Below are 13803 nucleotides of genomic sequence, written 5' to 3' on the forward strand. Positions count from 1 at the left end.
TGCCGGTGATGGGGACGGGACCGGCGATCGCCCGATGGGCAATGCGTGTGCCTTGCAGAGGCTTTTTCATGCACGCGACAACGCCGGCACCTGGCCGGATCACGCGCAAGAAAAAGCCCCCGAACGGGGGCAAGAAAACAGCAGGTGTTGCGATCATCTGGCGGCGGCGAATGCCGGCGCGTGATCTGTCATCTTCGACACCATCGCAGTGAGCATCACACCCAGGCAGTAGGCCACTGCCTCAAACGGCGCAGGACACACGCCGTTGCCAAGCAGGTGATGTGCCCTTGTCGCCGGCATGCCGGTGATCAGTACCGGATCCACACCCTTGGCAGCAGCATGCTCACCGGGTGTGAGCAACCGCGACCTGGGATCATCCGGATCAGGATGCGGAATCCGTGGCTCGGTACTGCGGGCCTTCATGTACTGGCTGCCGATCGTTCCGATGCGGGTGGCATCCATGTCCACCAGCTGCATGCGAAACCCCTTGCCTGCGGCCTTGTCCCGCTCTTCCTTGGCTTTCAGGTAGGCCACCTGTTTCCAGGACGGATCATCGTCGGGCACGTGCTCAAGAACATCACGCACACGCGGCTTGCTGTGCAATCGCGGCTTGACGGCCTCGATCTCAAAGCTCAGGCCCGTGGTCACCGCCACCATGCAAAGTCGCTTGCGATCTTCAAGGCAACCAAAGTCCTGCGCACCCAGGATCGCCTCATGCACCACATACCCCCAATCGCGGAGCGTATGTCGCAACAGCCACATGCTGGCCGTGTTCTGGTAAGGCGGTACGTTTTCCAGCACCACAATGGCAGGCTGCATGCGGTTGATGAGTGCAAGAAACGGGGCCACCAGATGTCCGGCCTTTTCATCGGCCTCGGCCATCGACAGATGCTTCTTGGCGCGACCTGAAAGCGATGCGGCCGTACACGGCAAACCCGCCTCCAACACCTCGATCTCACCCACCTGTCCCAAGAGATAGTCATCGGTGACGATCTCTTGCAGCGGAGCTGCAACCGCCTTGGTCCTTTTGTTCCAGACCGGGTTGTGAAGCGATGCCTGAAACAGCACACCTGGCTCAAAGTCATTGGCCATGACCAACGTCGAAGTCACGCCCGCTGCACCCAATCCATCGTGCAGCGCCTTGGACAGCACACCACCGCCGTGACAGACCGACGCGGTGCGAAGTGGTTTGCCTTCTTCCAGCCGGTTGACCAGTCGATCAAGTCGCTCGCGTGCCCGCTTGCGCGAGGCCAGCGGCAGCAGATGGATCTGGCCGTAACGCACCACCAGGCGGACCGATGCGTGATCTGCAAACTGACCCAACACGCGGTTGGAGTTCAGGTCGATCACCGGCACCTGCACCTCGCCTCGCGCCTTCCCTGACACCACGCGATCACCGTCTTCCTTGAGCTGCAACACCACCCGCCCCTCATCGACTTTAACCTCGTACCGGACACCTGGCGAAAAGCCCGCCTGTCCCAGCCGATGGTTCTCGATGAAGATGCGCGGTGCGCCCTTGTTCTGTCCCAAGCTCACCTGTTTGATCTCATAGGTTTGCATCAGATCGTCCTCCATAAAAAAGCCCCCTGAAAAGGGGGCTGTAATTCATGTGCGAGAGATGGTCAGGCCAGGCTCTTCATCCACCCTGGCCGGACTTCACCCGGCCTCTTGTCAATCGGATCTCCCAACCCCCAGGCCGTGGCCTGGGCGTCGCGGATCGTCTCAAACAAGGCCAGGCACGATGCGTTGTCGAAGTCGGCCTTTACAGTGACCGGCTCGGCACCCGGATCGCTCCGAAGTTCCAGCGTGGCGGACACATTCCGGTAGCCGGGTGTGTGGCCACAGACAAGCACCTTGCCAGTCGCTCTTTCACCCAGGCCCTCATGCACGTACTTGGTCACCTCGCGCACACCGGTCTTGACCGCGATACGCAATTCGTTGTGATCCTGCACCATCCAGCGGGCTGCCATCTCTTCAAACAAGGCCCCGCCTTCGGTGAAGTAGCAATGCACCTCTTTTTCGGTGAACCGCGCATCCATCCGCAGGACCAACATGCAGTCCTCGAACAAGTTGCCATCAACCGCCCGCAGATCCGTCAGATCAAACGGGAAGCGCGTGCCGTTGTAGAGGCCGAGCAGGAACCGGGCGATGAACCGACACTGCCCTGAGTCATTCAGGGCCACCTTTGCAAGCCGATGCAATGCGGCGACGCCTTCGTCCAGCGCCATTTGCCTGTCCACGTTCATGCCTGTGCTCCTAGTCGATCAGTTGAAGAATGTGCTGGCTCTGCGGGTGATCGCAGGCCACGTCCCTGACCGCATGATAGAGGTCAGCAAAACGCTCTGTGTCCTGACTCACGCCAAAGCGGTCACACCAGAACGACAGCTGGCTGTACGCGAACAGGCACACGCTGATGCCGATGGCATCAGCGTGCATGCGGTACTCCGTACCCTCTTCGAGATTCGTGATGGTGAACAAGTCTTCCGGCTCGCCCAGCGATGGCACCAGAATCAAGGCGTCGCTGTTGCGGGTGTAGTAGTGCCAGTAGGCACCCCGATAGTTCCTGACCATCCCACTTGCGATGTTATAGATGGTGCTCTCTGCCTGAACGTACATCCTCGGTCCAAAGAACCGGGGCAGGGTCGCCAGACGACGGCTTTCGGGAACCTCGCGGATCCCGGCGATGCTCGCCAAGGCGAGCGTGTGTTCAACAACTTCGTTGGACATGATGAAACCCTCTATAAAAAGTCCCCAGCGCTTGTGCGCTTGCCGGTGATGGGGACGGGACCGGCGTATCGCCCGATGGGCAATGCTGTGTGCCTTGCAGAGGCTTTTTCATGCACGCGGCGACGCCGGCACCGGGCCGGCTCGCGCACATGAAAAAGCCCCCGAATGGGGGCTGAAAATGGGAGCCTTGACAACTCAGCGACAGACGAAGTAGTCGGGCCTGCTGGCCTCGCCGTGGCTCAAGTAGTAGGTGCCTTCGCTTTGCTCCTCGACCCACTCCCGAGCTGCTGCTGCGTTCTCGAAATAGTGCTGTCCAGGATCGCCACCATAGCGGCCATCACCGTTGAACATCCCTTCGGTGAGGAAGCCATCTGCCGGACGGCCCAGGGAACCTGCATAGTAGTTGTAGGACACCCAGACGCGGCAGGGCTGCGTCTCATCTTCGTCATCCTCGACCTGATCCAGCTCCTGGATGGCCTCTGCGTGCAGGCCGTAGGTTTCCAGATACTCCGAAAACTCCAGGTCACCACAATCGGCAGAGCGCAGGTATTCGGACCAGTCCTGGTCCTGATCCAGAAGATCAATAGCCGGATCGCAACCGCCCTCCCAGACAAACAGGAAGATCGGCTTGCCTTCCGGCGTGCCATCAAGTGTGGCCTTGATCTTGTAGACCTTGTTGGCCTGGTCGGTGATGGTGCTTTCAGCATCCTCCCAACAGTCTCCGACTGTCAGACGGAACCCATCCTCATCGGGCGGGCCGATCCATTCCAACTGCCCTTTCAGGGCTTCGATGACTTCCGGCAGCGCCGGAGTCTTGTCGGTGCGGAAGTCCTGAACTTTGAACCCAACCACCTTTCCGGTGGCCTTGAACTCTTCCACTGCATCAGCCGGATACCGGCTACCTTGTGACAGGCTCATGGTGTTGCTCCTTGTTTCAGACAGAACAATCCCGTCGCGGAACAACATCACGCCCCCAAGGGCATGTGCTGCCCGATCAGGGGATGGTGAAGAGTGCGCCCGACCTTGTGGTCGTGGTCCCGATGTTTGGCGCGTGCGGAACCTGTATCGCAGAGACGCTGCGATGCCGTGTACGGCGACACTGCCACAATCAGCAAGCATCGTCAATGAAAAAGCCCCGGCCTGCGTATGCGGACCGGGGCTTGTGGGGGGAAGATCAGAAGCCATGAAGGGCCTCTGTGATGGTCAGCCAACGCATGCGCTGACCATCTTTGCCAATTCCGCCTCTCGCGGTGCTGACAGCCCCAGCCCTTCCGGGCCGAACGCTGCGCCCCAGGCGCGGGACCACTCGGACCGGCCGGAGCCAAATCCGTAGCAACCCGGATGAGCGAGCATGGCCAAGACCTGGCCGGGATTGACCAAGACATCGGCCAATACCCCAACCAGCTCGTGCTTGTACCGCGCCTTCACGCGGTACAGGCGCTGGGCCTGAAGGCGAGTCAGACCGGCCCGCTCGAACGAGCGGATCGCACCCTCGCGGGCAACCCCGCGAGCGCGGGCGGTCAGCGGGGACAGCACCAGCGTGCCGTGGTTCCCCATACCCTGCGTGTTGATCCACCGGGCAGTCCAGCCGCCCGGCAGTTCGCCCACCTCGCCGGTCAGGGCATAACCATAGCCGATCGAGCGAACCACGCCACCCCGTTCCAGAGCAATGTGGTCCAGTTCCTGGGCAGACATGCTGCCCAGGCCGTGTGGCGCGTCGTAGAAGTTACCCATGGTGAAGACTCCTTCTTGATAAAGACCCATCCAAGAAGACAGAACACCACCCTGGTCGGGGAGAGTCTGTCTCCCGTCAGGGTTGGGGTTAGGTTGAGAATGCATCCGGCTCTTGTGAGCCTGGTCCAGGTTGGATGCGAGTGGACCGACCTCAGAAACGCTGAGGTGCCGTTGTAGTGTTCAGCATACATCCCCTTGCGTCCCTGCACGGCGGCAATGGCCGTGCAGGGTGCTGGTCGGGGCGCGTGTGTATCCAGGCGCTACCCTGGCACGTCAGTCCATCCAAGATGGACCGATCCAGCATGTTGCCCTTGATCCGATGGGCCTCGTTGCGCCGCATCCGCGCTTTCAACACATCCCCCGCTGCCGATGAGGGTTCAGCTTCCAGTCTCACCCTGCGCGGCCAAATCGCCGGGTGTTGTGCCATCGCGCTTCCCTTGCGGGAAGCCCTCTCTGGGGATTGTTGCCCAGGGCACGATTCAGACGACTCACCTCTACAACTGCCACCTTGAGTGACAGCGAGGCTTCTTTGCACGGGCCTGTGTAACCCGTCCGGACTCCCTGAATCGAGTATCCGGCAACTGACTTTGCCTTGTCAGTTGGTGAAAATGCGTCCGGCTCTTGCGAGCCTGGTCCAGGTTGGACGCGGGTAGACCAACCTCAGAAACGCTGAGGTGCCGTTGACGAAGCGAATATAGCCAAGAACGGAAGCCCGGTGTGCTGCGGCAAGCTTGCGCCACACTATGTGGCACATGCCACACAGTGGACACCGGCAGCGGACCACCCTACCCTTGCGTGGCACGTGCCACATAACGGGGTGACCCATGAAGCCGCTACGCCGCCAACCACTGCCCTTGCTCACCACCAGCGCCCACAAGCTCCAGGCGGGTGTTGAAACCCTCATGTCGCCCTACCCTGCGGCCGCCACGCATGGCCTGGTCCTGCGCGATCTGGTGCGCCAACCCGCCCTGCTCATTTCACCGTGGGCGGTACCGCTGCACAGCCATACCCCCCTGCCCTGTATTGCACTGGAGGAAGGCTCAACCTCGGCAAACAGCATCGCTGCCATCCGCGAGTTGCATCAGCACAGCCACCCTACCCCGCATCTGGACACCTACTGCTCCACCCTGCGTGATGCCGGCCTACCGGACTTCCAGATCGGTCAGGTGCTGGGGCTGGAACGATCGGTCGTATCGCGCTGGATCAGCCTGCACACTGCGGACACCCATCTACGCGACCTGGTCCGACAAGGCCGGGTCACCCTGGGACATGCCCGACTCCTGTTCGCCCTGCCCCATCCGGACCAGCACCGATGGGCAGACCTGATCAAGGACGAACGCCTTTCCATCCAGCAACTGCGGCAGCTGCTCAAACAGAACGATCCGCAAGAAGGCGCGATGCACGACGCTGGCGAGGCGCCCGCAGCCAACGCCACAACACCTACGCCAGATCATGCCGAGGAAACCACCGACAGCGCCGTCGAAGCCTTGAGCGCATCGCTGTCCGAACGCCTCTCATGCCCGGTGCATATCAACTGGTCGCGAAGCGGGGCAGACCGAACCCTCACCCTGAAGGCATGGGGCATCGAGTCCCTGCACGGGATCCTTGAAGCAATCCTCCAACACCAGCCCGACACCACCGACCAAAGCACCTACACCCTGACCTTCAGCAACATCACCACGGACTCGCTTCACCACCTGGTAGGGCATCTGAGCGACCTGTAGGAAGTGTCCGCTCAGCGGACACTTGCAGGACAGACACACCGGCAAGCAGGAATGTCCGCTGAGCGGACACTCCGCGCAGTGACCGAAACCACCGAAAGTGTCAGCTCAGCGGACACTCGGTGCAGAAAAAGATAGACACCGGGTTTTATTTGTGTAGACTGGATTCGCGGATTCCGCACATTTCCCATAACAAACACATCACCTACAGGTACATCCATGCACACCATCACCATCTACAACACCAAGGGCGGGACATCAAAGTCCACCCTGGCCACCAATCTGGGAGCCAACCTCGCACGGCGCCCCGGCAACCGCGTGCTACTGATCGACGGCGACCCACAGGGCAATCTGTCCACCGCATACCCGCTGGCCGCCGCCATCAAGGCCGGCTACCGGCAGGTCATCGAAGCTGGGCAAAGTGATGCGCCCTTTCCGAAGGAAGCCATCACCCCCACCCAGATCGAGAACCTTGATCTGGTCGCGGCCAACATCAGCAACGACGAGCTGAAGTCTCTGCTGGATCAGTCGCAGGAATCACACACCAGCCTGCTGGTCGCCATCCAGGCGCTGCGCGAGGCCAACCTGGGCTACACCCACGTGGTCATCGACTCCAGCGGTACGCCCGGCATCATCAGCTACACCTGCGCCATCGCAGCCGACTCCATCCTCTCGCCCACTGTGCCCGACAAGTTCAGCGTCGAAGCCTTCATTCGTGGCGCATCGGATCTGGCGCGAAATCTGGATAACGCGCCACGCTGGGCGCCATACCGCAATCTCAAAATCTCCGTGGTCGTGTCACGCCTGCGCAAGCACACCACCAGCGGCAGCGCCTACCTGGACATGCTCCAGCAACAGCTTGCACCGCACCGCACCCAAGGCACCCCCCTGCAACGTGTCTCGCTGCTGGACACCTACATCCCCGACTCCCAGGCATTCGTGAACGCCACGAACGCCATGGAGCCTGTCTACGTCCTGGACAAGAACCACGGGGCCACCATCGACACCCTGATTGATGAGCTGCTCGGAGAAGCATGATGACCACCAAGAAGCGCCGACACGCGCCTAAGTTTGATGACGACTATCTGACCTCACTGGCGCAATCCGGTGCGCCAGCCAGCACCCCGGACCCCACGCCGGCAACCGACAACCAGGACTACACCGGCATCACGCAGATGCTGGAAGAAACCCCGATTCCCGGCGTCATCATCCCCACCGAACGCAATGACCAGTTCCGCGTGAACCTGGAGCACATCCACTCCTATGACAACAACCCGCGACTGGCCAGCCACGCCGACGACGCCATCCAATCGCTGGCCTGGTCCATCTTCACGTCCGGACTGATCAACCCCATTTCGATCACCAAGCGGCCACACGAAGCCCACTTCATCGTGGCCAAGGGCGGCAACGGTCGCCTGCGCGCACTGAACTATATCGTCGACAACTACGATGCCCTGGCTCAGCAGCTGCCCGAAGGCACCCAGCCGCGACCACGCCCGGAGTTTGCAAAGCCCATCACTCGCTTCGAGCCGTTCGAGAGCGAGATGACTATCTTCGAGGCACATCTGGATGAAAACCTCGAACGCGAGGACACCATCTGGGCCGACACCGCACACGGCCTGACCACCCTCAAAAACCTCATGGAGGCACAGCAAGGGTCGCGGATGTCCAATCGCGACTTCGCACGCCGGCTCGAAGAATCAGGCCGGTTCAAGAAGATCCGCTCACTGGAAAGCATCGGGCGTGCCCTGTTCACCACCACACAACTGGCACCCGTCATCCAGTGGAACCCGCGTGTGCTGACCAATGGGCACAACAGCATCGGCCTGCTGCGACAGATCCACCGTGATTGCCAGATCGTCTACTGCACATTCAAGCAGTCCGAGTCCCCCGACGAATTCAATGCCCTGTGCATCGAGTGGACCAAACAGTTCTGCGACACCAACCCCAACGAAGACCCCAACACCTTCGCCGCAGAAATCACCGCACACTGGATCCTCTGCGTCCAGGACGCCATCGGCCTGGACGATGAAACAGCTCACACCGTCTGGACCAACCTTGGCTCCAAAAGACCCGGTGGAAGCGCTATCAAACTGCCATCCTGGGACATGCTGCTCACGCCTATCCCAACCGAACAAACCCCCAATCAGGATCCGCCTGCATCAATTCAAACGCCTGACGAACCCGTTGCATCAGATGGCACCACCGTCGAAGAGCCACCCCCTGGGACAAGCAGCACCGATGGGGCAACCAGCACGCCGGTGCGCCAACGGGTTTCTCGCACCGAACGCATGTCGCAGCTGCGCAGCTCCATGGCCACGTGGCGCCAGGCACACGCAGAACTGGATTTGCCCCAACCGGTTTCATCTCTTGTGGAGCACATCACCTCACAAGCCGAAACCCAAGACCCGCTGCTCAACTTCCTGGCACAAGCACACACTCAGCCGGCCACCGAGCATCTGGCCAAGGAGCTGATCACCTTCATGCGCGTCCTGGTCGCTCACAGCATCGAGTCGGCCACCGACGATCAAGCCCCTGCTCCAACCAGCTCCACCACCAGCAACCCCTGAACCAATCACCACAAGCGCCATCGGATGGCGCAATCAGATTTATTGAATGGAGATCACCATGAGCATCATCCCGCCCCCTGTGGCCAACACCGAAGTCCAGCCGCCCATCATCGGTGATGCCGGCATCACGCCGGACACCCAGGTCACGAAGATCAACATCGACCGCTGTGAAGCATTCCTGCGGAAAGAGGGGTTCTTCGTCTTCGGAAAACAGCCCGATGAGCTGAACCCGTACTACGAGATGTACATGCAGGTCGTCGCGTTGCGCGACAAGCAGAACAATGCGTCGAACGAGACGAACCGGTCGGCCATCATCGACGGCAAGGTCGGGCCGATCATGAGCCAGCCCGTCATCGAGTTCCATTCGATGAACGGCATGGACATGTACAAGGGGCGAAAGGCCGAGGGCGGTAAATCCTTCATCCCTGGATTCTTCGCCTGCGCCGGCGCCTTGAGCAAGGCCGTGTCACTCAGCAATCGCGGGAACCCGTGGGCCGACTTCCATCTGCTGTTGGCATACGCCTACATGCAGCAATTCGAGAAAGACCTGATCGGACGCATGGACCAGTTGGATGGCCTGCGCATCGAGCGGATGAAGCTGGTGCATCGCGAACTGTCATGGGCAACGCCGCGCCCGGAAGAGATCGCACGCCCGCATGACCCGATCTTCATTTCAACGCAGTACGCCAATCTGCTTCTTGATCTGCTGGTGCTGGCTGATCGCTGCACCATCCGGTATCGCCACGCTCAGCTGAACAACCTGATCCCCTCCAAGGAGGCGATCTTCATCGAGATCAACCGGCTGATGAAGCAGTGGCGGTCGATCAGTTTCTTCATCTGGTCAGGCACCCGGCTGTTCCTGGAGCGCGAGAGCATCATTGGGGCAAAGCGCGAGAACAGCACCAACGCTGTACCAGCCGAATTGGAAGCATTCGTGAAGCAACACTTCCGCATCCCAACCGGCTCGATGCCTGATCCAATCTGGCAGGGCGACAAGTTGCCCCCACACCTGGGCCGGTGATCGGATGGCGCAATCGTGAATGTTGAAGAAGTATCGGTTGGGGCAGTGTGCGGAATCCGCGCAATTTGAGACGCAGAATGTGCAATGATAGGATGCGTCATCTTCGCGGATTCGGCACACACAAAGAATAGACGATAAGAGGGAACCGAACGCGATGGCACGTTCACCATTTACTGGAAGCACCGGAAGAGAGAGGAACCATTGGGATGTCGTCCGGGGCTATCAGATCAAGTTCAACGACCTGTTCGGTGATGGCGGTGGCGCAACCACCAACCTCGCGCCGACACAGCTTCTCCCGCTATACGCGGCCAAATTGGCCGAATGTGACGCGGCCCTGGATGCGATTGAGGACGCCATGCGCGAACTTCAGTTGGACATCAAGAACTATGTCGAAAGCCTCAAGCTCCCTTTCGCATTGGGCATCAGCGGGAAGAAGAACGTCCGTACCTTGGCTATCCAGTGGCGCTATCGCACCGCTCGCAAGGGAAGGACATGGATCACGATGGCTGACTGGCCCGAGGTCTTGGGTCAAGAAAACATGACCAATGAATTGAGGAACTGGTTCGGCCTGGTCACATCCATGCTGGTGATCTTGAACACGGAGTCATCCATGGCGCACTCGGCCAGACAGATCATCATCAAAAACAAAATCCATCTGGAAGGGTTGACGCAACATGCCCATTCCGAGGTAGCAGCACCCCGGTGACCCACACCGGATCCACCAAGAGCAGTACCAACCAAAACTGGAGCAAGACATGGCAAGGACGGATACGAAGAACACCGTTGAACTGGAAGGTCGCATCACTGAGGTGACCCATCTGGAAAAGGGGGAAGTGAAGGTCAGCAGGTTTCGGCTCATCCGCGAAACCGGACGCTTCACTGACAATGGCGAGTGGGAAGTCACCGACAGCTTCTGGATTGGATGCGTCGCCTTCGGGAACGAAGAAAACGCCCGCCTGGTCGATCGTGTAGCGCGACTGAAAAAGGGTCAGATGGTCAAGATTGTGGGCCGCTTGCAGAGCACCGACCCATGGACCGATGACAGTGGCGTGAAGCATGGGGCCGGCATTGAGGTTGTCCTGTCGGATGTCTACCTGACGATTGACGATCTGGCCAGCTTCCAGTTGCAGCCTCGCAGGGGCGCACCGCAAGAAGCTGAACCGGCTCGCGCCGCAGCAGGCTGACAGATGAGCAGCACCTTCGAGAACCTGGCCGACATGGCCAGGTTCTCGCAAATCAGGCATGGGGGAAAAGTCCAGTCTCTCAGGAGGTATCAATCAGGCCGCAAGTGGGTCAATGCGCTGACCAGGCTTTCGGCCAACTGCGACGTAGAACCAGACGATGACAAAGAAAACTGCCATGAGCACCGCCAGTAAAAGACCCCCCGTAGGGTATCGCCGACAGTCTCAGCAACAGGTCGTCAGCGGCCTCACGTTCGAGACGGGTATGACCCAGCGCCAAGCCACACAGTTCATCAACGAAGTGGCCAGAGTCGTCCGGGAACAATTGCTGCGCGGCAAGGACGTGAAGATCCAGGGCATTGGCACGCTCCGAATCAAACCCCTGGAGGATATCAACAACCGGGAGGTGAGCCGGGCCACGGATCTTCAGTTCATCCCCCGAAAGACCTTCCTGGAAACATTCGATATCGCGCTCAACAAGCGCAAGCCCAGGGGCGCCATCACCAATCTGGTAGCGCTGATGGAACAGCGGGTGCCCGTTGTTGCTCGGAACGTAGAAGAGGCGACGGGCGGTGAGACTCATCCCATCCACCTTCTCCTGGGAATCTGGCTCAATGATGTCAAAAACCTGGGCGCACAATTTTCGCTTCCGAATGTCGGCGCGATCACTCGCCGTGTCGGAGCCAGTGCCGCACTAAAGCGCAAGTGGACGAGCACGGAAGAGCGTGGAAGCAATCCAGCTCCGTACTTTGTGGACTTCGAGATCGACACGGACTTGCAAGGCCAGCTGCTTGAAGTCGCCATGCAAACCAGACTCATCAAGGCAAAGCAGGGCAGTGGTGAATGGGACAGTGCAGAACTGATCCGTGTAACCAGCGCCACTGAAAAACGGGATTCCATGATCCCGCCGCCGCCACCTGTTGGGGCAGGGTGATGAGTACGCTCGTAATCGTGGAATCGCCCACAAAGGCCAAGAAGATCGAAGGCATCCTGGGGAAGGGCTATCGCTGCGTCGCATCGGCAGGACACATTGATGATCTTCCACCGACGCTCATCCCCGAGGCGCCAGACTTCCAGCCAGAGTACGTCCTGAGCAAGCGTGGGAAAGAGGTCATCGCACGCATCAGAAAAGCGATGGCTGGCACATCAGACATCATCCTGGCCACCGACCCGGACAGGGAAGGGGAGGCGATAGCCGCACGACTTGAGGCAGCCCTGAAACTGCGCAATCCCAAGCGTTGCGCGTTCAACGAGATCACCGCTGAGGCAATCAAGAAATCCATCGCAGCTCCGCGTCGCATCGACCGCCCATTGGTAGCAGCCCAAGAAGCTCGCCGGGTACTTGACCGCATCGTCGGCTACCGGGTGTCGCCATTGCTCCAGTCAGCCACCGGTTTCAACGATCTGTCAGCAGGGCGCGTCCAGTCACCGGCATTGCGCCTGATTGTCGAACGCGACCGAGAGATCCGGAATTTCACGCCACACGCCTTCTATGTCGTGCGACTGGATTTCATCACCAATGAGCTGCCGTGGGCGGCAACCTGGGATAGCACCCCGTACAACGCCGAAGGTCTGCCGCATTGCACCGATGAAGCCATCGCCCAGGACATCGCGAAGACTCCGCGTGTGCGCGTCACCGATGTGGAAGAAGCCCGCAAGCAGCGCAAGGCGCCACCGCCACTGATCACTTCCACCATGCAACAGGTCGGAAGTCAGCAGCTCAAGATTTCAACAAGCGCCGTCATGAAGGCCGCACAGGATCTGTTTGAGGCAGGTGCCATCACCTACCACCGAACGGATTTGGCCGTCATCTCGGAAGAAGGTCGAACCGCAATCTGGGACTGGTTGAGGCAAGTCGGCATGGCCGACAGCATCCCCGCCAAGGTCGAAAAATCCCGATCTAAAGCGGGGGCGCAAGAAGCCCATGAGGCAATCAGACCCACCGATGTCAGCGTCGAAGAAGTGAACGGATTGGGGCAAGACGCCGCACGGCTTTACCAGATCATCCGCCTGCGGGCGATCTGCTCGCAAATGAAACCGGCCGTCTTTGACACCGCTACCGTCACGCTTGCTGGCACCAGCCCCGAGGGACGCGAGGCTACCTTCGTTGCTCGCGGCCAGGTGCTGTTGGACAAGGGCTGGATGGCCATGCTCGATGAGCCAGTGGCAGAAGAGGGCGATAACGAGGATGAATCAAACGACCGGCCCCTGCCAAAGCTCGAAGCTCGATCGCAGCATGAACCGGTCAAGGGTCATTGTTCCAAACGGATGACCAAACCACCAGCTCAATTCACTGAAGCCACCCTGGTCAAGACGATGGAAAGCCTTGGGATCGGCCGACCGAGCACCTACGCCGGCATCATCAAGACCCTACAAGATCGCGAGTACGTCAAGAGCAACAAGCGGCTCCAGTTGACCCCACTGGCGAAAGGCGAGTTGGTGGTCAACATGCTGGTGACCAACTTCCAGTTTCTGGAATACGACTTCACCCGCTCAGTGGAATCCTTGCTGGACCAGATTGCACAGAAAAAGATGGACTACAAGCAACTGATGCTCCAAATGCACGTGTTGCTCCACGGTGAAATCAATCGTTTCAAGCCCCCCCGCCCTTCAATGATTCCAGAATCATTGAAGGGCAAGCTCCGGACCCTTCCCAGCGAAAAGTACATCTGCCCGTCATGCAAAAGTGGATTGCTGTCCAGAAAAAAGGGCGCCAAGGGCTATTTCTGGGGCTGCTCCAAATACAGCAAAGAACAAACGGACGGAAGCTGCCGCCATACACAATCAGATGAGAATGGAAAGCCAGGGACGGTGACCACTCGTGGAGTAACCGCACAACAAGGATGACC

Annotated in this window: 14 protein-coding genes; 9 read left to right on the forward strand and 5 right to left on the reverse strand. The window is 59.6% G+C overall.

Going from position 1 to position 13803, the window contains the following annotated elements; genetic code table 11:
* Positions 1–184, forward strand: a 184-nt coding sequence (locus WDB66_RS12900) for a hypothetical protein (protein WP_339399008.1), incomplete at its 5' end; no start/stop codon positions are given.
* On the opposite strand, the gene WDB66_RS12905 is transcribed toward WDB66_RS12900, so the two are convergent.
* The 5 genes from WDB66_RS12905 to WDB66_RS12925 all read right to left on the reverse strand — a co-directional run bounded on the left by WDB66_RS12905 (position 154) and on the right by WDB66_RS12925 (position 4461).
* Positions 154–1575, reverse strand: a complete 1422-nt coding sequence (locus WDB66_RS12905) for a DNA cytosine methyltransferase (protein ID WP_339399009.1) — start codon at positions 1573–1575, stop codon at positions 154–156. The two genes, WDB66_RS12900 and WDB66_RS12905, sit on opposite strands and share 31 nt — an antisense overlap.
* A gap of 47 nt (positions 1576–1622) precedes the next feature.
* On the reverse strand, positions 1623–2246 hold the full coding sequence (locus WDB66_RS12910; protein ID WP_339399010.1) for a DUF7673 family protein: 624 nt from the start codon (positions 2244–2246) through the stop codon (positions 1623–1625).
* Positions 2247–2256: 10 nt separating this feature from the next.
* Positions 2257–2727, reverse strand: a complete 471-nt coding sequence (locus tag WDB66_RS12915; protein ID WP_339399011.1) for an antirestriction protein — start codon at positions 2725–2727, stop codon at positions 2257–2259.
* A 195-nt stretch (positions 2728–2922) separates the two neighbouring features.
* A complete protein-coding gene (locus tag WDB66_RS12920; RefSeq protein ID WP_339399012.1) occupies positions 2923–3645 on the reverse strand; it encodes a hypothetical protein in 723 nt (240 codons plus the stop codon).
* Between the two features lie 285 nt (positions 3646–3930).
* Positions 3931–4461, reverse strand: a complete 531-nt coding sequence (locus WDB66_RS12925) for a hypothetical protein (RefSeq protein ID WP_339399013.1) — start codon at positions 4459–4461, stop codon at positions 3931–3933.
* A gap of 824 nt (positions 4462–5285) precedes the next feature.
* Between WDB66_RS12925 and WDB66_RS12930 the strand changes: the two genes are divergently transcribed.
* From WDB66_RS12930 to topA, 8 genes are all read left to right on the forward strand, one after another.
* Positions 5286–6185 (forward strand): hypothetical protein, encoded by a 900-nt coding sequence (locus tag WDB66_RS12930; RefSeq protein WP_339399014.1) that lies wholly within the window; start codon positions 5286–5288, stop codon positions 6183–6185.
* A gap of 216 nt (positions 6186–6401) precedes the next feature.
* Positions 6402–7220 carry a ParA family protein gene (locus tag WDB66_RS12935; protein WP_339399015.1) on the forward strand — a complete coding sequence of 273 codons (819 nt, stop codon included), beginning with the start codon at positions 6402–6404 and terminating at the stop codon, positions 7218–7220.
* Positions 7220–8752, forward strand: coding sequence for a ParB N-terminal domain-containing protein (locus WDB66_RS12940; protein ID WP_339399016.1), 1533 nt, complete (start codon positions 7220–7222; stop codon positions 8750–8752). The genes WDB66_RS12935 and WDB66_RS12940 overlap by 1 nt, the downstream gene beginning before the upstream one ends.
* A 58-nt stretch (positions 8753–8810) precedes the next feature.
* Complete coding sequence (locus tag WDB66_RS12945) at positions 8811–9773, forward strand: AcaB family transcriptional regulator (protein WP_339399017.1); 963 nt, start codon at positions 8811–8813, stop codon at positions 9771–9773.
* A 154-nt stretch (positions 9774–9927) separates the two neighbouring features.
* Positions 9928–10479, forward strand: a complete 552-nt coding sequence (locus WDB66_RS12950; protein WP_339399018.1) for a hypothetical protein — start codon at positions 9928–9930, stop codon at positions 10477–10479.
* A gap of 49 nt (positions 10480–10528) precedes the next feature.
* A complete protein-coding gene (locus tag WDB66_RS12955; RefSeq protein ID WP_339399019.1) occupies positions 10529–10957 on the forward strand; it encodes a single-stranded DNA-binding protein in 429 nt (142 codons plus the stop codon).
* Positions 10958–11132: 175 nt separating this feature from the next.
* Positions 11133–11888, forward strand: a complete 756-nt coding sequence (locus WDB66_RS12960) for an HU family DNA-binding protein (RefSeq protein ID WP_339399020.1) — start codon at positions 11133–11135, stop codon at positions 11886–11888.
* Positions 11888–13801: a type I DNA topoisomerase gene (topA, locus tag WDB66_RS12965; protein WP_339399021.1), complete on the forward strand. Its 1914-nt coding sequence runs from the start codon at positions 11888–11890 to the stop codon at positions 13799–13801. The genes WDB66_RS12960 and topA overlap by 1 nt, the downstream gene beginning before the upstream one ends.
* The last annotated feature ends 2 nt before the right edge of the window (positions 13802–13803 follow it).

This window comes from Denitratimonas organivorans (assembly GCF_037478135.1).
GTDB lineage: Bacteria > Pseudomonadota > Gammaproteobacteria > Xanthomonadales > Xanthomonadaceae > Denitratimonas.